The sequence below is a fragment of the Autumnicola lenta genome, from assembly GCF_031846515.1.
Taxonomy (GTDB): domain Bacteria; phylum Bacteroidota; class Bacteroidia; order Flavobacteriales; family Flavobacteriaceae; genus Autumnicola; species Autumnicola lenta.
Map to the genome: position 1 here is coordinate 1 of NZ_JAVRHO010000011.1, position 19,123 is coordinate 19,123.

At 40.2% G+C, this 19,123-nt stretch carries 18 protein-coding genes; 11 read left to right on the forward strand and 7 right to left on the reverse strand.

All coding sequences use genetic code 11. The features are described from left to right. The first annotated feature begins 162 nt into the window (after window positions 1–162). The 7 genes from RM545_RS09030 to RM545_RS09060 all read left to right on the forward strand — a co-directional run bounded on the left by RM545_RS09030 (window position 163) and on the right by RM545_RS09060 (window position 6,878). Complete coding sequence (locus RM545_RS09030; protein ID WP_311494998.1) at window positions 163–369, forward strand: hypothetical protein; 207 nt, start codon at window positions 163–165, stop codon at window positions 367–369. 177 nt (window positions 370–546) lie between these two features. Beyond that, the gene (locus RM545_RS09035; protein WP_311494999.1) at window positions 547–2,262 is read left to right on the forward strand and encodes a tetratricopeptide repeat protein; all 1,716 of its coding nucleotides are present in this window, start codon (window positions 547–549) and stop codon (window positions 2,260–2,262) included. A 29-nt stretch (window positions 2,263–2,291) separates the two neighbouring features. Then, the gene (locus RM545_RS09040; protein WP_311495000.1) at window positions 2,292–2,600 is read left to right on the forward strand and encodes a DUF4286 family protein; all 309 of its coding nucleotides are present in this window, start codon (window positions 2,292–2,294) and stop codon (window positions 2,598–2,600) included. Window positions 2,601–2,642: 42 nt separating this feature from the next. Then, window positions 2,643–3,476, forward strand: a complete 834-nt coding sequence (rsmA, locus tag RM545_RS09045; RefSeq protein WP_311495001.1) for a 16S rRNA (adenine(1518)-N(6)/adenine(1519)-N(6))-dimethyltransferase RsmA — start codon at window positions 2,643–2,645, stop codon at window positions 3,474–3,476. Beyond that, window positions 3,460–4,812 carry a magnesium transporter gene (gene mgtE / locus RM545_RS09050; RefSeq protein WP_311495002.1) on the forward strand — a complete coding sequence of 451 codons (1,353 nt, stop codon included), beginning with the start codon at window positions 3,460–3,462 and terminating at the stop codon, window positions 4,810–4,812. Before rsmA ends, mgtE begins: the two co-directional genes overlap by 17 nt. A 662-nt stretch (window positions 4,813–5,474) precedes the next feature. Further along, window positions 5,475–6,482, forward strand: a complete 1,008-nt coding sequence (locus RM545_RS09055; RefSeq protein ID WP_311495003.1) for a 2-hydroxyacid dehydrogenase — start codon at window positions 5,475–5,477, stop codon at window positions 6,480–6,482. 9 nt (window positions 6,483–6,491) lie between these two features. Further along, complete coding sequence (locus RM545_RS09060) at window positions 6,492–6,878, forward strand: VOC family protein (protein ID WP_311495004.1); 387 nt, start codon at window positions 6,492–6,494, stop codon at window positions 6,876–6,878. A gap of 131 nt (window positions 6,879–7,009) precedes the next feature. Here the strand turns inward: RM545_RS09060 and RM545_RS09065 are convergent, their stop codons facing one another. The 6 genes from RM545_RS09065 to RM545_RS09090 all read right to left on the reverse strand — a co-directional run bounded on the left by RM545_RS09065 (window position 7,010) and on the right by RM545_RS09090 (window position 12,250). Continuing rightward, window positions 7,010–8,164, reverse strand: coding sequence for an alpha/beta hydrolase (locus RM545_RS09065; RefSeq protein ID WP_311495005.1), 1,155 nt, complete (start codon window positions 8,162–8,164; stop codon window positions 7,010–7,012). Window positions 8,165–8,376: 212 nt separating this feature from the next. Next, a complete protein-coding gene (locus RM545_RS09070) occupies window positions 8,377–9,027 on the reverse strand; it encodes an SDR family oxidoreductase (RefSeq protein ID WP_311495006.1) in 651 nt (216 codons plus the stop codon). Between the two features lie 274 nt (window positions 9,028–9,301). Further along, window positions 9,302–10,552 carry an aspartate kinase gene (locus tag RM545_RS09075; RefSeq protein WP_311495007.1) on the reverse strand — a complete coding sequence of 417 codons (1,251 nt, stop codon included), beginning with the start codon at window positions 10,550–10,552 and terminating at the stop codon, window positions 9,302–9,304. Further along, the gene (locus RM545_RS09080; protein WP_311495008.1) at window positions 10,549–11,028 is read right to left on the reverse strand and encodes a GNAT family N-acetyltransferase; all 480 of its coding nucleotides are present in this window, start codon (window positions 11,026–11,028) and stop codon (window positions 10,549–10,551) included. Before RM545_RS09080 ends, RM545_RS09075 begins: the two co-directional genes overlap by 4 nt. A gap of 59 nt (window positions 11,029–11,087) precedes the next feature. Beyond that, window positions 11,088–11,576 carry a GNAT family N-acetyltransferase gene (locus RM545_RS09085; RefSeq protein ID WP_311495009.1) on the reverse strand — a complete coding sequence of 163 codons (489 nt, stop codon included), beginning with the start codon at window positions 11,574–11,576 and terminating at the stop codon, window positions 11,088–11,090. Window positions 11,577–11,824: 248 nt separating this feature from the next. Beyond that, window positions 11,825–12,250, reverse strand: a complete 426-nt coding sequence (locus RM545_RS09090; RefSeq protein WP_311485277.1) for a TerB family tellurite resistance protein — start codon at window positions 12,248–12,250, stop codon at window positions 11,825–11,827. 139 nt (window positions 12,251–12,389) lie between these two features. Between RM545_RS09090 and RM545_RS09095 the strand changes: the two genes are divergently transcribed. The 4 genes from RM545_RS09095 (at window position 12,390) to RM545_RS09110 (ending at window position 18,514) form a co-directional block, all read left to right on the forward strand. Next, window positions 12,390–13,418 (forward strand): ligase-associated DNA damage response exonuclease, encoded by a 1,029-nt coding sequence (locus tag RM545_RS09095; RefSeq protein ID WP_311495010.1) that lies wholly within the window; start codon window positions 12,390–12,392, stop codon window positions 13,416–13,418. Between the two features lie 15 nt (window positions 13,419–13,433). Continuing rightward, window positions 13,434–15,029 (forward strand): ATP-dependent DNA ligase, encoded by a 1,596-nt coding sequence (locus tag RM545_RS09100; protein ID WP_311495011.1) that lies wholly within the window; start codon window positions 13,434–13,436, stop codon window positions 15,027–15,029. Window positions 15,030–15,294: 265 nt separating this feature from the next. Then, the gene (locus RM545_RS09105) at window positions 15,295–15,660 is read left to right on the forward strand and encodes an endonuclease domain-containing protein (protein WP_311495012.1); all 366 of its coding nucleotides are present in this window, start codon (window positions 15,295–15,297) and stop codon (window positions 15,658–15,660) included. Between the two features lie 385 nt (window positions 15,661–16,045). Continuing rightward, entirely contained in the window at window positions 16,046–18,514 is a 2,469-nt protein-coding gene (locus RM545_RS09110) for a ligase-associated DNA damage response DEXH box helicase (RefSeq protein ID WP_311495013.1), read from the forward strand. On the opposite strand, the gene RM545_RS09115 is transcribed toward RM545_RS09110, so the two are convergent. After that, a complete protein-coding gene (locus tag RM545_RS09115) occupies window positions 18,515–19,030 on the reverse strand; it encodes a DUF1440 domain-containing protein (RefSeq protein ID WP_311495014.1) in 516 nt (171 codons plus the stop codon). Window positions 19,031–19,123 lie beyond the last annotated feature (93 nt).

Below are 19,123 nucleotides of genomic sequence, written 5' to 3' on the forward strand. Positions count from 1 at the left end.
AAAACGGTTTAAAGAATTTTTTTAAGATCTTTAAAGAGCTGGTTGATGACTGGATGTTTATAGATAATTCTGGAGCTCCACATGAGGTAATTGCAGAAGGTGCGAAAACTGAAGAAGAAGTCGGAAATCCTGAAATATGGAAAAATTTATTAAAAAAATACAATGGATAGAGAAGCAATTATTACTGAAAGAAGGAAAAAAATTATAGAAGGACTGGAAATATCTTACCAAAAACTGGTTGAATTCAAACGTTATAAGAACAGTCCTTTAATTATTGGTAAAGATGAAGAAGTAATAGAAGTCCCGCCGGAGAAAATCTTACCAACAACACGATATATTCGAAGGATGGATTCGAAGCTTAAAAAGTGATTTCCTGAATGTTTTCTTATGCAAAAAAGAAATCATTGTACATCTGTCTAGCCAGGGAATCGATCTTTTAGAAATCAAAAGAACAGTACAATTGCTTATCTTTACAGGATGCGCTTTTTTCTATTCATAATCCTTTTTCTTTGTACCAATTTCTCACTGTTTGCACAGTCGGAACAATTGGCCAGGAATTTTTTTGATCAGGGGGAATATGAAAAGGCTCTTAAGACTTACCAGCAGCTCTTAAAACAAAATCCTGCTAATCCCATGCTTTTCGAGGGGGTGGTATCCTCTTATCAGCAACTGGAGAATTTTGAGGCAGCAGAACAGCTTTTGTATGAGAAGCTTAATAACTCAGCCAATAATCCAAATATTTTAATAGAACTGGGGCATAATTTTGAGCTGAAGGAAAACAACGCCAGGGCCAAACAGTTTTATGAAGAAGCCCTGGATGCAATTGAAGGCAGGCCAAATTATGCCTATTCTATAGCCCGTGGATTCGAAAAATATAACCTGCTGGATTTTGCTTCCCAGGCTTATGAGAGAGCTATGGAGCTTAGTGCAGATATGAATTTTAGTCTCCAGCTTGCCCGTATTTACGGGGAGCAGGGAAAGACTGAAGAGATGTTTCAGAATTACCTGGACCTTATCGATGCCGATCCTAAATTCTTTCCGATTGCCAACAGGGAATTTAATCGCTATATTTCTGAAGATGCTTCTTCAGAAGCTAATATGATCTTTAGAAAGTTAGTGCTGAAGAAGCTTCAGGAGAATCCGGCTTTAATTTATAATAAGATCCTTAGCTGGCTGTTTGTTCAGCAAAAACAATATGATCGTGCTTTTCTTCAGGAAAAGGCCATGTACCGCCGCGGAGAATCCGGTTTACAGGGTGTGATAAATTTGGCAATTATCGCCCGTGATAATAAAGATCTGGAGACGGCGAAGGAGATTATTGAATATGTAATAGAAGAGTCGCCTTCAGAGAATATAGTTCTGCAAGGAAGTCAGCTGTTATTAGCCTTAAAACAGGAAAGCGCGAACCCGGAGGAATATGATTCCCTGGATAAGGAATTTCAGCAGTTGTTATCACAATATGGCTATGGTATAAATACGCTTTCACTTCAGATCGATTATGCTACATTTTTGGCTTTTAAAAGAAATAAAACTACAGAAGCCGTAGACTTACTAAAAAATCTGTCTGAAAACGTGACCAGTAACTTTGACAAAGCTCAGGTGAAACTAACACTTGCCGATGTTCTCGTTTTAGAAGAAAAATTTAATGAAGCATTGATTTATTATTCCCAGGTGCAGAAACTGGTGAAAAATGATGAATTTTCTCAGAATGCGCGCTTCAAAGTGGCAAAAACCAGTTACTATAAAGGTGATTTCGATTGGGCCAAAAACCAGCTGGATGTCTTAAAATCTTCAACTTCACAGCTAATTGCCAACGATGCCATGGAACTGAGTCTGCTTATCGAGGACAATTCCATTGAAGATTCTACGCAGGCTGCATTAAAGCAATATGCGAGAGCAGATTTACTGGCCTTTCAGCAAAAAGATTCCGAAGCTATAAGTGTTCTGGATAGTGTTCTGGAGTTTCATAAAGGGGAAAAAATTGAAGACGAGGCGCTGCTGAAGCAGGCAGGATTGTATGAGAAGAGTGCAGAATATAAAAAGGCGGAAGCTAATTATCTTCAGATTATAGAGCTTTACAACGAAGATATTTTGGCCGATAATGCCAATTTTTACCTGGCGGAGTTATATGCCAATCATCTTAATGAGCCGGAAAAGGCAATGACTTTTTATGAAAATATAATTTTTAATTTTGCCGACAGTATCTTTTTTGTGGAAGCCAGGAAAAATTTCCGCACTTTACGGGGAGATCAAATTGAATAGTCCGTTTCTATACTTCAAAAAAAATTTTTATGTACATATATAATGTCACTGTTAATGTCCAGGAAGAAATTCATGTTAAATGGGTAGCCTGGATGAAAAAAGAACATATTCCGGATATGTTAAAAACAGGAAAGTTCTCAAAGGCTTTAATGACCAAAGTGATGGTTGAGGAGCCAATGGGAGGAATTACTTATTCTGTTCAATACACCGCTGAAAGCAAGGAGTTACTTCAAAAATATTACGATGAAAATGCAGAGGAACTTAGAGCAAAGACAAAACCTTTTGAAGGAAAATTTGTGGCTTTTAGAACAGAACTCGAAGTAATTTCTGAACAATAATCTTTCCCGGACTGCCATAAAGGAGCAGATAAAACCACAGTTATGAAAAAGCAGAAAAAATTTAAAGCCTCCTTTGGGGCTGGGGAAGATAACGGAGCTGTAAGGGCAAAAAAGCATCTTGGCCAGCATTTCCTAAAAGATGAAACTATAGCAGAAAATATTGCTGATACCTTAAGTTATTCCGGATACACGAAAGTGCTGGAAATTGGTCCGGGAATGGGCGTTTTGACTAAGTATCTGCTTCAGAAAGATGCAGAAGTGCATGTAATAGAAATTGACACTGAAAGTGTTGCCTACCTTCATGAAAATTATCCGGCACTACACGGCAGGATACATGAGCAGGATTTTTTAAAATACGATCTGTCACAGGTTTTCCAGCAGGAGTCCTATGCTATAATTGGCAATTTTCCATATAATATTTCTACACAAATTGTTTTTAAAGTACTGGAGAACCGTGACCTGGTTCCGGAATTTTCAGGAATGTTTCAGAAGGAAGTGGCAAAGCGTATTTGTGAGAAAGAAGGTAATAAAACCTACGGAATTTTATCTGTACTTACGCAGGCTTTTTATGAAGCCGAGTATCTTTTTACCGTGCCGCCTTCAGTATTTAATCCGCCGCCGAAGGTAGACAGTGGTGTGCTGCGGTTAAGGCGTAAGGAAGATTATTCCCTTCCCTGCGACGAGCGATTGTTTTTCCGGGTGGTAAAAGCAGCATTTAATCAGCGTCGTAAAACGTTAAGGAATAGTTTAAAAAGCTTTGATCTGCCCGATAGTCTAAGGGAAGATACTATCTTTGGGCAGCGTCCGGAGCAGCTAAGTACAGAGGCTTTTATGGATCTGACTTTAAAAATTCAGCCCTATGCAATTTCAGGTTAGTGATGAACTTATAGAAAGAATAGAATTTCTCATCGAAAATCAAAAGGATGAGGAATTGCTGGATCTTCTGGAGGAAATCCATCACGCTGATATTGCAGAAATTATAACAGAGTTAGAACTCGAACAGGCCACGTACCTGGTTAAATTGCTGGATAGCCAGAAAACGGCCGAGGCTTTAATGGAGCTGGATATCGGGGTTAGGGAACGTATCCTGGAAACCCTTTCTTCAAAAGAAATTGCTGAAGAGCTGGAAGAAATGGATACCGATGATGCTGCAGATATCATTTCTGAGCTTTCTCTCGAGCGTCAGCAAACGGTAATCGCCGAAATTCAGGATGAACAGCATGCTGGTGATATTGTTGAACTTTTACGTTATGACGAGAATTCTGCCGGAGGTTTAATGGCAAAAGAGCTGGTAAAAGTAAACGAAAACTGGAGTGTAACAGGTTGTATGACCGAGATGCGTGCCCAGGCCGAAAATGTGACCCGGGTGCATTCCATTTATGTGGTAGATAACAAAGACAAACTAAAAGGACGACTTTCACTTAAAGATCTTCTTACGGCTTCCAGTAAAGCGAATATCAGCGATATTTATATTCCCACTGTAGATTATGTAAACGTACATACCGAGGGGGAAGAGGTTGCCAGGGTGATGCAGAAGTACGACCTGGAAGCAATTCCCGTGGTAGATGAAATGGGCCGGCTGGTTGGCCGTGTAACGATAGATGATATTGTTGATTTTATAAGGGAAGAGGCCGAAAGGGATTATCAAATGGCGGCCGGTATTTCTGAAGGTGTAGAAGCAGATGCCAGTATCTGGAAGTTAACGCGGGCACGTTTGCCATGGTTGATTCTTGCTCTTTTTGGCGGATTTGTTAGTGTTACGGTGCTTGGAACATTTGATGCCGCCATGCAGGAGCACGCTGCACTCTTTTTCTTTGTGCCGCTTATTGCCGCTATGGCGGGTAACGTGGGGGTGCAATCTTCAGCAATTGTTTTGCAGGGTCTGGCGAATCAGAGCTTAAGGGGTTCGCTTTTGCAAAGGCTAATTAAAGAGGTGTTATTGAGCCTTTTAAACGGAGTTGTATTGGCAACGCTGCTGCTTGTAGGCGGAATTCTTCTTTTAGGTTTTGATTTTCTTTTTGGTCTCACAATTGGGATTTCTCTTATTTCGGTAATCATTATAGCTTCTCTTATAGGAACCTTTGTGCCAATCATCCTGGATAAATTCGGAATAGATCCAGCCATGGCGACAGGACCTTTTATAACCACCAGTAATGATATTTTCGGGATTATTATCTTCTTTTCCATTGCCAAGTCTATATTGGAATTTTAAGAGACTCCTGAAAAATGCCAATTATCGACCTATAGTTTTTTCATTAATGCTGAAGCTGTTCCAGTCGTCTTCAAAATGTCAGGTTGAGCCTGTCGAAACCTATTTTTTTGAAACTTTTTAAAACTATCTCTAAAACTATCTCTAAAACTTCTCCTGAAGGCGACACCTCGAAAAGGACAATTATCGGCTATCATCAATTGAGAATTCATAGTAAAATTTGAAGTGAGGCCGGATTTCTTTTTCATCTAAGGAAAAAGAAAGAGCCTTTTCGGAGTCACACAGAGCCTGTCGAAGTCAAACAGAGCCTGTCGAAGTCACACAGAGCCTGTCGAAGTCACACAGAGCCTGTCGAAGTGTGAACGAAGTTCTTCTAAACAAATTCCGGAAATTGTTTTTTTGCTCTGGCCCATTTTTATTCCGAAGAAAAAACGAGGGACACTTCAAAAACGGCAATTATCGGCTTTTAGAGTCGCAAAAGTTTCTCCGTACTACTTGCAGAATCTTCAGCGCTTTTGATCGAAAATTTTTTTGATCTGCTTATCTCTGATTTTCTTAATTAAAATCATTCTTTACCTTTGTAAGTTATGATCTGAAAACGGGAAATCGTTTCATTTCAGGTTATAAACCAGTTAACCAATAGATTAAATCGAAAACTACTACAAATGATTATTCTACACTCCGATACCAATCATCCAATCTTACTCAAGAAACTTGCTGAAGCAGGACATCACAATGTCGAAGCATATGATCAAAGCCGGGAAGAAACCCTGCAAAATCAGCATTTATATGACGGGATTGTAATAAGGAGCCGGTATACGATAGATAAAGAATTTATAGACGCCGCACCAAATTTGAAATTCATTGCAAGAGTAGGCGCCGGACTAGAGAATATTGACGTTCCCTATGCTGAAGAAAACGGAATAACGCTTTTTTCTGCACCCGAAGGTAATATGAATGCAGTGGGAGAGCATACGCTGGGAATGCTACTTTCCCTCTTTAATAAATTAAATAAGGCCGATAAAGAAGTAAAAGAAGGGCTATGGCACCGGGAGGAAAACCGCGGGATAGAACTGGATGGTAGAACAGTGGGGATTATAGGTTACGGAAATATGGGAAAGGCCTTTGCCAAAAAACTGCGCGGGTTTGATGCTGAGGTGCTTTGCTATGATATTAAAAAAGATGTGGGCGATAAAAATGTGCGGCAGGTAGATCTTGATGAATTTTATGAAAAGGTAGATGTAGTAAGCCTGCATACACCCTGGACAGAAGAAACCCACCAAATGGTTAACAATGAATTTATTGGGAAATTTAAAAAGCCTTTTTGGTTTATTAATACTGCGAGGGGAAAAAATGTGGTGACTGAAGATTTGGTGGCCGCTATAAAAGATGGCCGCGTTCTTGGTGCCGGCCTGGATGTGCTGGAATATGAAAAAGCATCTTTTGAAAGTCTTTTTGCCAATAAAAAGAACGTTGCGATAAGCGCGGCAGAACCATTACCGGAAGCCATGCGCGAATTAATGTTTCTTCCTAACGTGATCCTTAGTCCGCATGTGGCCGGATGGACGGTGGAATCCCACAAACGACTGGCTAGTGTAATTGCCTCTAAAATTACTTCTAAATTCGGACTGGGGGATGAGCAGAAGGAGGCTCCTCTTCGCACAGATTTTTAAAAGGTTCATATGAAAAACAGGGTTACAGGAATAGGTGGTGTGTTCTTTAAATCTAAAGATCCCAATGCAATAAAGGATTGGTATAATAAACATCTTGGCCTAAATACAGATCAATGGGGATGTACTTTTTGGTGGAAAGATGCTGAAGGTAACGACTGTTCTACACAGTGGAGCCCTTTTAAAGAAGATACAAGTCATTTTAAACCTTCGGAAAAGGATTTTATGATGAACTACCGGGTAGAAAACCTGGAAGAGCTGTTGAAGGTGCTAAAAGAAGAGGGAGTTGAGGTATTTGATAAGATTGAGAATGCCGAAGAAGGAAAATTCGGCTGGATTATGGATCCTGAAGGAAATAAAATTGAGCTTTGGGAGCCTAACGATAAAGCTTTTCTTTAATTGAAGAAAGTTGCCCGAAAATTGCCATTTTCGGCATTGGAGCTGAAGCTGGCCAAACTTTTATGTAAACAAAAAGCTGCCTCAATCTATTAAGTTGAGACAGCTTCCTCTCTAACAAAAAACACCTTTTTTTAATTAGTACCAAAGCTTTCTTTAAGCCGGTCGGCGGCAAATTTTTGTGCTTCTACAGCCTGTTCCAATATGGCTGCCATTCCGAAGAATTCATGTGTTACTCCCTGGTAAACTTCACGTTCTACGTCTATACCGGCTTGGTCCATTTTTTCAGCAAGTTCGCCTCCTTCATGCTCCAAAGGATCAAGTTGTGCATTTATAATAGTAGTTGTTGGTAGTCCCGCTAAATCGGCGTCAATAAGGCTTATAAGAGGATCGCTTTTTGATTCCTGATTAGGAGAATATTTTTTGAAAAACCACTCCATAAAAGGTCGGTTAAGGGGTGAAGCATTTTCATATTCATCATAAGATGGAGATTGTACGTCGCCGTCTGCAATGGGATAAACCGATAAAATATGGACGGGTAATTTAACATTTTGTTCTCTAGCCATAATAGGAATGGCCACCGCCAAATTTCCTCCCGCGCTTTCTCCGGCAGTTGCGATATTATTTTCATCTCCTCCAATTTCCGAAGTATTTTCCACTACCCATTTATAGGCAGCAAAAGCATCATCATGAGCAGTTGGGAATGTAAATTGAGGTGCCTGTCTGTAGGCCACAGAAACTACGATAGCACCGGCCTTTGCAGCAAGGGCTTTTGCAGATGGTTCGTAGGTGTCAAGATCGGCTATCACCCAGCCACCACCGTGATAATATACAATTACGGGTAGTTCTTCTCCGGGATTCATTTCCACCGGCTTATAGATGCGTACTAGTATACCTTCTTCCGGGCCAACATTAAGAATTTTGTGGGAAATATCAACTTTAGGTTCCTTGGCAGGTATTCCTGACTTAGCGAGAAGAGCCATGACAGCTTCTGCCGGTAGCTTTGCATTTCTAAGTTGAAATGCACTCATTTCAACAGGTTTCGGCATCTCAAAAGCTTTAAACTGCTCTATTACGGCCAACATTTGCGGATCAATGTTTGGAGCCCAGTCCGGAGCCTCTCCCTTTGGCATAATTTCCATAGGATTTGATGTAGTCACTTCAGGTCCTGTCATCATTTTCTCCTGTGCTGTTAATCCTGTAAAATTCAGGAGTACAACTGGCAATAAAAAACTCATTGAGGTTCTTAAAATGTTTTTTTGAAGAGCAATAGGTAACAATCTTTTCATTTTTCAAATAATTTAGTTTTACAATTTTTATTTAATGTACAACTAAATGTAAATGAGTGATATACGCTTAACAGAGTTTATGAGGATTGTAACTTTTTTTAAGGAAAAAGAAAATGTGTGCTTCTTTGCTTCAAGAACCTTATAAATATTGGTGTAGATAAAAAAGAAGGCTGCCCACTTGAGCAGCCTTAAATTATAAATTTAGGATATTTTTATCCTAGTTTGCTCAATTCAATCATTGCAGATTTAATAGATTCCTGCCCTTCAATGGCTTCAAAAGACATATTTTTCATCAAAGGATCTGCAAGGCTCATTACCAGTAAAAAAGCGACATCATCCCGGGAAATCTCTCCCTGCTCATTAAGCTTTTCAGCAAGTTTTACTTTTGCAAGGCCCATGTCATCTGTAAGCGCTCCCGGCTGAACAATAGTAAAGGGAATTCCGCTTTCCCTTAAATGATCATCTGCGGTTTTTTTTGCTTTCAGATAATGTTCCAGGTCTCCAAATTTTTCAGGAGTATCAGTGCCCATCGCGCTTAGCATGATAAACTTCTTAACGTTGGCGTTTTTGGCGGCATCAATAAGTTTTATTGCTCCATTTTGGTCTACTGCCGTGGTTTTATCTGGACCTGTATGTCCACCAGATCCTGCGGCAAAGATCACTTTGTCTATTCCCTGCATGGTGTGGTCTACATCTCCTTCAAGATCTGCAAGTATACTTTCTACTTCCATATCTTCAAAAATCTGCTTTTGTTCCTCTTTTCTAATTAATGCCACAGGGGAAAAATTCTCTGTATTATTAAGAATTTCCACAACTCTTTTTCCTGTTTGGCCGTTAGCTCCGGCTATAAGTATATTCTCCATTTTTGTTTAAATTTTTGTGTCTGTTAAGGTAATAATGAAAAAGGGGCTCTCCTAAGTAGAAGCTTAGAATAACATGAAATTAACAAGCATGGAGTTGCTACCTCTTATTTCAATTTTTTCCCTGTTCCCGGGATCCTGAAGTTACCCAGCCGGGGGAAGTGCCGGGAATCTGAAATTTTTCGAAGCTCATAACCGTGGCCACTCCTTTTAAGTTTACAACCTTCATATCAAGGCGAATTACTTCGCTAAATATAAACCTTTTAGATGCCCTCTTCTATTCTGCAGTAACAAGCTGTACCGTGTTCTGAGCCACCTGCTTTAAAAGCACTTTCTTATCTTTTTCCAGGGTTTTTACGGCAGCGTCTGTAAAATGCCGAATGGTGTACAGGGAAACGCCGGTAGTAAAATTAACTTTATACCGGGCCTTTAAATGCTGAATAAGTTTTTCCAGGTTATTGAATTTATTATCAACACAAACCGAAAAACTAATAGCAGAATTCTGAATAAGATCTACTTTAATCTGATATTGGTGAAAAAGCCTGAAGATTTCGCTGATGTTTTCTTCTACCATAAATGAAAAATCCAGCGAAGAAAGGGAGATCAACACCTGATTTTTCTTTACTATAAAGCATGGGATAGACGGGATTATATGTTGCCCTTTGCTTACCGCAGTTCCCGGATCATCCGGATTTAAAAAGGATTTTACATACAGCGGAATTTCCTTTCGCTGTAGCGGCTGTAAGGTTTTTGGATGAATTACCGAAGCGCCGTAAAACGCCAATTCAATAGCTTCTTCATAAGAAATTTGTTCCAGCAACTGCGTTTTTTTAAAAATCCTTGGATCGCCATTTAAAACTCCCGGGACATCTTTCCAAATTGTAACACTCTCGGCATTTAAGCAATAGGCGAAAATGGCAGCAGTATAATCGCTTCCTTCCCTTCCTAAAGTAGTGGTGAAATTGTTGGGATCTGAAGCTATAAAGCCTTGCGTTAAATTAAGCTCATCTCTCTTTATTTTCTTCGGAATTTCCTCCTGCGTTTCTTCCCAGTTTACCTGTGCGTCCCGGTAAGTAGCATCGGTTTTTATTAGGTTGCGGGCATCCAGCCAGTTATTCGCAAGTCCTGAAAGTTTTAAAAATTCACTTACAATCTTGGTAGAAATCAATTCCCCATAACTCACCACCTGGTCGTAAACAAAATCGTATTTGGTAGATTTATTATGGGCCAGGAAGTTTTCCAGATCGGTAAAAAAAGTTTCAATTTTATCAAATACCGAAGCAGTTGGATTCTGAAATAGTTCACTTAAGATTTGCTGGTGGTATTCCTTAACAACAGACAATGGAGCACGAAAATTGCCATTTTTGAGGTATGCGGCTACCACCTCTTCCAGGGAATTTGTTGTTTTTCCCATTGCAGAAATTACCACAAGTTGGTTTTTACTTCCTGATTTTTGCAGGACCCGGAGTACGTTTTTAACCCCTTCAGCATCTTTTACAGAAGCGCCGCCAAACTTGAAGACCTTCATCTTCTCTTTTTGAGGTTTTTCTTTATTGCGGTTTCCCCCATATGCACGGTATACCAGTTTTTCTTGATGTCGGCACCTGTATTTTCGTAGAATTCTATAGCGTTGCGATTACCTTCAGAAACCACCCATTCTACTCTTTTTACACCATTTTCGTGACCATATTCTACCACTTTTTGATAAAGTGCACCACCAAGTCCGGTTCCTCTCATAGATTCCCGTACGATAAGATCTTCCAGATGAACTGTTCTGCCCTTCCAGGTAGAAAATCTGAAATAGACCAATGCCATTCCTTCAATTTTTCCATCTACATCTGCGACAAAACATTTGAAATTGCCTTCTTCAAACCCTTCCTTTTCAAGATCCTCTATCTCTATTTCTACTTCACCTGAAGAATTTTCGTAAGCGGCAAGTTCCTTAATTAATTCAAGAACGGCTGCCATATCTTCTTTTCGTGCTTCGCGTATTTTATAATCCATAGTATTGGCGGTTTTATACAAAAATAGGAATAGATTTTTACAGAAGACAGATATTGAGCTTAGTTTCCGGTGGTTTTACTCAAAAACTTCTTCATTCCGCCTTCATCCATTTGCACGGTCCACCAATCCCGAAAAACAGTCGCCCCGCTGCGTTCATAAAAATCCACGGCATTTTTGTTCCAGTCCAGCACCACCCATTCAGTACGTTTCACACCTTCTTCTTGCGCAAAAGCAATTACTTTACTGTAAAGGGCACTTCCCAGTCCTTTACCGCGATATTCTTCCCTCACAATAAGGTCTTCCAGATGAACCGTCTTCCCTTTCCAGGTAGAATATCTAAAATAGAGGAGTGCCATTCCTTCAACTTTACCTTTCACTTCGGCAACAAAACAGGTAAATAAAGGATTTTTACCAAAGCCATCGCGTTTAAGATCTTCAACATCTATAACTACAGCTTCGGGTTCTTTTTCGAAAACTGCCAGTTCGTTTATTAACTCCAGCACTTGTGGCATATCTTCTTCGGTGGCCTCACGGACTAACAATTCCATAAAATATTATTTTGAACAATATAACAAAGTCTGATGAGAGTTTACTGAACCAGACGATTTCACCTCCTGCAAGTTTTTAAAAACCTTGTGGAGTTGTTTGAACAGCAGGTCGAAAATTGCCGTTTTTCAGGCATGACTGTTTTTTCTTTAAGAGGTGATATTTTCTGAAAGGCAAAAGAAGTTCTGTCCTCTCCTTCTTCGGAAGAAAAAGATGATAAAAAGCTAAATTCAGCTGAAATTGATACGTTTTACTTCTTATTCAATAGATAGCGGTAGTCGTCAAAGTCTAATTGCCCGCTAAAAATCTGGATGGATCTTTTTATTATCCCTTCAGAATCTTCGCTCGAAAATCCTAGTCCAATGGCGTACTTTTTTATTAAAATAGTTTCCTCTTCATCCATTTCGTGGTCTGCGTAGATAATCTTGAAGAGATCATGCAGCCGCTCCAGCCTTTTCTCCACACTGTTGTAGCCATTTATAGGGAAAGAAGTAGGGTTTTCTATCACTTTCTCATATTCATTAGGTGCGATATCCAGTTTTCTGGCGAAACGTTTCAGCATAGTTTCTTCTTCCTGGTTAATTTCTCCGTCGCTGGCCGCTAAATTCACAATAGCTGCGAAATGACTTAAGTTACGTAAATGCTCTCCCGAGCCGAACAAATCTGAAAATGACATCTGTAAGTTTTTAAGCAAATATAACCAAAGACATAATTCTTTTACCTCAAAATACTTTAAAAGCCGCCTGGAACATTCGCTAATGTTTTCTTAATCGCTTTTTTTAAGATTTCAATTTAATTAATTTCATCTGTAACCCATGGGAAATTCAGCTACACCTCTACTTGCGTTCAACAAAAAAGGAATTTACTGCGCCGCGGCAGATGTTTATTTGGATCCCTGGAAACCGGTGGATAAAGCAATTATTTCCCACGGCCATGCAGACCATTCCCGCTGGGGCCACAAAAAATACATTACCCATCACACCAATGTGCCAATTATTAAGCATCGGCTGGGAGATATAGAAGTTTTAGGTAAAGATTGGAACGAGACATTTACAATAAATAATGTAAAATTTTCCCTGCACCCGGCAGGGCATATCATTGGCTCTTCCCAGATAAGGGTAGAGCATAAAGGGGAAATTTGGGTTTTTACGGGGGATTATAAAGTAGAAGATGACGGCGTTGCAGTTCCTTATGAATTGGTGAAATGTGACACTTTTATTACCGAATGCACTTTTGGATTGCCTGCTTTTAAATGGCAGCCACAGCAGGAAGTTTTTGAAGAAATCAACAGTTGGTGGGAGCAGAATCGTAGTGAAGGCAGAACCTCGGTTTTATTCGGATATTCCCTCGGAAAAGCTCAAAGGCTACTGAAACATCTTAATCCCGAAATTGGTAAAATTTACACCCACGGCGCGATAGAGAATATGACTGAAGTAGTGCGCCCCCTTTGCGATTTTCCTGAAACTACCAGGATTACCCGCGAGATCAAAAAAGAAGAAATTAAAGGAAGTATGGTCCTTGCCCCACCCAGCGCTCATGGTTCCCCCTGGATTAAAAAAATGGTTCCCTACGTTACAGGATCGGCCAGTGGCTGGATGACCTTTAGAGGTGCGCGCAGGAGAAGAGCAATAGATAAAGGCTTTGTATTATCAGATCATTGCGACTGGCAGGGTTTGCTGTCTTCTATTGAAGCAACAGGATGTGAGAAAGTGATTTGCACACACGGGTACACCGATATTTTTTCCCGCTATCTCAGGGAAAAAGGTTATGATGCGAGGACCGAAGAAACGCAGTACGAAGGCGAAGCGGGAGAACAGGAAGCTAAAAAAGAACAGGAAGATTAAGTCTGGAGAACAACAATGAAATTATTTGCTGAACTTATAAAAAAGCTGGATAGCACCAATAAAACCAGTCTCAAGGTCGCAGCGTTAGCAGATTATCTTAAGGCGGCCCCAGATAAAGACAAGGTTTGGGCAATCGCTATTTTATCCCATCGCCGTCCGCCACGGCCGGTGAATACTACACTTATGCGCAATTGGGCATCAGAATTGGCAAATATCCCGCTCTGGCTTTTCGAGGAGTCCTATCATATTGTAGGGGACCTGGCAGAAACTATTGCCCTTGTGATTCCTCCGGCAGAGGCATCTTCAGAAAAAAGTCTGAATCAATATCTACAGGAAATTATAGATTTAAAACCAAAGTCTGAGATTGAAAAAAAGGAATATCTTTTTACAAATTGGCTCGCTCTCAATTATTACGAACGCTTTGTTTTTACCAAGTTAATAACTGGCAGTTTCAGGATTGGAGTAAGCCAGAAGCTGATGACGCGGGCGTTATCCAAAGCCACAGAAATTGATGAAGATATTCTCGCCTATAAATTAATGGGGAATTGGGAACCGGCCAATATCTCTTTTACAAAATTAATTCTTGAAGAAAATGAGGAAGATTACCTTTCAAAACCTTATCCGTTTTACCTAGCTTATGCCATAGAAGGCGAGCCTGGGGATTTGGGCGATGTCTCACAATGGAGTGCAGAGCATAAATGGGATGGCATCCGTTCTCAGGCCATTGTTAGAAATGGGGAATTGTTTGTTTGGAGCCGGGGCGAAGAATTGGTTACCGATAAGTACCCGGAATTTCAGGCATTGGTAGGAAAAATTCCGGATGGAACTGTTATAGATGCTGAAATTCTACCTTATCCTGAAGGTGACATCGGAACTTTTAATGATCTGCAAACCCGAATTGGCCGAAAGACTGTTTCCAAAAATCTGCTGAAGAAGACTCCGGTGATCCTGAAGGCTTACGATATTTTGGAGTGGGAGGGAAAAGATATACGAAAATTGCCATTTTCGGCACGTCGCCTTATTTTAGAAAAACTCTATGCTGAAGTTGCTGCGGAAGATTTCCCGTTGCATTTATCAAAAACTATAAACTTTAATACCTGGAAAGAAGCCGCGGCCGAAAGGGAAAGGGCCCGGGAAGAAAAATCTGAAGGATTAATGCTGAAGCGACTCGATTCTCCCTATTTGGTGGGCAGAAAAAAAGGAGATTGGTGGAAATGGAAGGTCGATCCACTTACGATAGATGCCGTGCTTACTTACGCCATGCGTGGTCACGGCCGCAGGAGCAATCTTTTTACAGATTATACTTTTGCTCTTTGGGATAGTGAAAAGGAAGAACTGGTAACTTTTGCAAAAGCATATTCCGGGTTAACAGACGCCGAATTCAGAAAACTGGATGCGTGGATTAAGAAAAACACGCTGGAGCGTTTTGGGCCGGTGCGAAGTGTTACTCCGCATCATGTTTTCGAAATTGCTTTTGAAGGGATAGCAGAATCCAAAAGACATAAAAGCGGAGTTGCAACCAGATTCCCAAGAATGCTGAGATGGCGAACCGATAAAAAGATTGAAGAAGCGAATACTTTGGAAGATCTAAAAGCTTTAATTCCGAATTAACCACCCCGGCCTTCGGCCACCCCTCCTTTTTAAGGAGGGGAGCTGAAAAAAGCTGCTTCTTTTTGAAGGTAAAGTAGAATTATCAGCTAAAAGCTGATTTAGAAAAACAATCAATAAAAGCTCCTTCCCTTCAAGAAGGGAAAATGGACTGATTAGCTGATTGCCAATTTAGAAAAACAACCAAAAAAAGTTCCTTCCCTTTTTTCAAGGGAAGGTGGCTTAATCAGCGGGAGCAGATTAAGACGGAAGGGTTAAAACCAGAATTATGAAACAACCAATTCACAACAAAAAGCACCTCGAAAATTTCAGAAAAGATTTGAGAAATAACTCAACTCCTGCTGAGTCATTCTTGTGGAAGCAGTTACAAAACAGGAAGCTGGATGGCAGAAAATTCCGGAGGCAACACAGTATTCAGAATTTTATTGTTGATTTTTACTGTGCAGAAGAAAAATTAATAATTGAATTGGATGGAGAAATTCATAATAACGCCGCTGCAGAAGAAAAGGACATAAAAAGAACCGAAGTTTTAGAAAGTCTGGGATTTATTGTCATTCGGTTTGAAAATAAGATGGTGTTTGATTTTCTGCCTTCGGTATTGCAGGAGATAAAAGATAATTTTAGAAAAAAATAAAGACCACCCCGACCTTCGGTCACCCCTCCTTAAAAAGGAGGGGAGCTTTTAAAAGGTTCTTCCTGTTTTTCAAGGGAAGTTAAAACTATCTGAAAGCTGATTTGAATGGAAGATTTTGAAGAAAATTCTGAAAAGAAATAACTATCACCTATTTTCGGTCACTCTCCTTTAAAAGGAGGGGAGCTTTTACAGGGTGCTCAAAAACTTAATTTTGAAATAAAATTTTATGTAAATCAAAACAAATTGCTCCTTCCATTTTTTAAGGGTAAAGTGGAATTATCAGCGGATAGCTAATTAGGAAAACAACCAAAAAAAACTCCTTCCCTTATTTTAAGGGAAGGTGGATTAATCAGCGGGAGCTGATTAAGACGGAAGGGTAAAAAACATGAATAAAACTCAACTCATAAAATTAGCAGAATCATGGTTCTCTAAGCAGAACTGGAAAGCCTTTCCATTTCAGAAGCAAATTTGGAATGCATATCTCAAGGGCGAAAATGGCCTTTTAAATGCACCCACCGGGAGCGGAAAAACTTATGCGCTCTGGATCCCTATAGTTCTTGAATACATCAAAAACAATCCCGACTATAAAGAGAAGCACAAAAAAGGGCTAAAAGCGATCTGGATAACTCCGCTACGTGCCCTTTCTGTAGAAATAGAGCAGTCGGCGCTGCGTTTTGCTGAAGAAATGGGGACAAATTTTACCGTGGGGATAAGAACCGGTGATACTCCTCAAAAGATTAGGGCAGCCCAGAAAAGGTCGATGCCAGATTTGCTCATTACAACGCCTGAGAGTTTGCAGTTGCTCCTTTCCTCCAAAAATTATGGCAAAACTTTTAAAAATTTAAATGCCGTAGTCGTAGACGAGTGGCACGAGTTACTCGGCACAAAAAGAGGCGTGCAGGTAGAGTTGGCCTTGTCACGCTTAAAAACAATTTCAGGGAAACTTAAGATTTGGGGTATTTCAGCGACTATAGGAAACCTTCAGCAGGCAAGAGAAGTTTTTTTGGGACCGGAATCTGAGGCTTTTAAAAATTCAGTATTAATAAAAGCGAACCTGGATAAAAAGATAACAGTACGATCTGTAATTCCGGAGGAAATGGAAAAATTTCCGTGGCGCGGGCACCTGGGACTGCATCTAATTGATGAGGTTGTGCCGATCATAAAAAACTCACGTACCACGCTGCTTTTTACAAATACCCGGTCGCAATGTGAGATATGGTTTCAGAAATTAATCAATAAATATCCGGAATTTGCCGGCGATGTGGCCATGCACCATGGAAGTATTAACAGGGAAACCAGGTTGTGGGTCGAGCAGGCGATTAGAAACGAAAGTTTAAAGGCTGTGGTTTGTACTTCCAGCCTGGATTTGGGAGTAGATTTTGCGCCGGTGGAGACCATCATTCAAATTGGTGGACCCAAGGGAGTGGCAAGGTTCCTGCAAAGGGCGGGAAGGAGTGGCCACCAGCCGGGAAAGGAGAGCGTGATTTACTTTTTGCCTACACATGCGATAGAACTTATTGAAGCTTCTGCTTTGCAAAAGGCAGCAAAGAAAACCGCGGTAGAAGACCGTATCCCGTACCTGCTTAGTTTTGATGTGCTGGTGCAGTACCTTACCACCCTGGCCGTTTCTGATGGATTTTTTCCGAAGGAAATTTATCCGGAAATAAAATCAACTTTTTGCTTTAACTCCATAACAGAAGACGAATGGCGCTGGATCCTCAATTTTGTTACCAAAGGAAGTCAGAGCCTGCAGGCTTATGATGAGTACAAAAAAATTGAAATTGAAGAGGATGGGAAGTTTAAAGTAAACGATCGCGGCGTCGCAATGCGGCATCGTTTGCAAATTGGGACCATAGTTAGCGACGCAATGTTGAGCGTGAAATACGTGACGGGTGGTTATATAGGAACGATTGAAGAATATTTTATTTCTAAACTCAATCCCGGAGATGTTTTTACGTTTGCTGGGAGAAACCTGGAACTGGTGCGTATTAAAAGCATGCAGGTACAGGTGAAGAGGTCCAGCAAGAAAACTTCAAAAGTTCCGAGTTGGATGGGCGGCAGGATGACATTTTCTGCACAAATGAGTGAATTGCTCAGGCAGGAAATGTATGAAGCCGCGGCTTCAGTTTCAAAAGGGACAGATTCTGCAGAGCTTAAGGCATTAAAACCCATTTTGAAAAGGCAGCAAAAAGAATCTATTGTGCCCGATAATAGCCAATTTTTAATAGAGACTTTTAAAACGAGAGAGGGTTATCACGCCATTTTTTATCCATTTGAAGGGCGGTTTGTTCATGAAGCACTTGCCAGCCTGCTGGCGTACAGGATAAGCCTTCTCTCCCCCATTTCCTTTTCTATTGCTTATAATGATTACGGGTTTGAGCTTCTTTCAGATCAGGAAATAAACATGCAGCAGGTACTGGATAACAATCTCTTTTCTGCGGAATATCTTATGGATGATCTTTATAAAAGTTTAAATGCTACTGAAATGGCACGAAGAAAATTCCGTGACATTGCTGTGATTGCAGGCTTGGTATTTACCGGTTATCCTAATAAGATGATCAAAAACAAGCATCTTCAGTCAAGTTCCCAGCTTTTATTTAGTGTTTTCAGAGATTATGAGGATGATAATTTACTTTATCAGCAGTCATTTAGAGAAACTTTTGAACATCAATTGGAAGAAGGCAGGTTAAGAATAGCTTTGGAGCGGATTGCTTCCCAGGAAATTATCTGGAAAAATTGTGAAAAACCCACTCCGTTCTCATTTCCTATTATTACCGACAGGCTTCGGGAGAAATTGTCTTCAGAAAAAGTAGAAGACAGGATAAAAAAAATGTTGAAGCAGCTGGAGAAATAATTACTCCTTAAGTCTTCGGTTTACATAATCTCTAACCAATTCTGTAGTTACACCGAACATTACATATGCAAAAAGTTCATTCATCTGTAAACCAATAGGGATGTCTTTAGGACTTTCCTTCAGGCCCATTAAGGGGAGGGAAGTCTCGTGCGTAGATGCCCAGGTAGAGCTTCCTAAAATAACCCCGTCCCTGAAATTCAGTTTATCCTTCTTCTTTTTTCCATAACCGTAAGCCGCACCAATGCTTATTCCCACAGGGAAATTCACCAGTTGTTCTGCCAAAGCTTCGTTATGTACACTTATTGGACTTCCTGTAATTTTTGTGGAAAGATCATCCAAAATTTTTATTTGCGCAGATCGCTGCTCAACCTTCCTTACCTTGAGAAATTTTTCGACGAGGCTTTTTACTGCTGTTCCTGCAAGCCCTCCAACGGCCCCTGCTATAAGGCTGCGGCTCGTGCTGGAAGTGAAGGTGTCTCTTTGAAAAAATGAAGTAACGTCTTGACTGGATTTCATAAGCTGAGGTTTTTTAGACAAATAAAGCTATTTAATAGCATGCTTCTTTGCAATGATTTAACAACGAATTGGGAGCAATTTTTTAAAATTTAA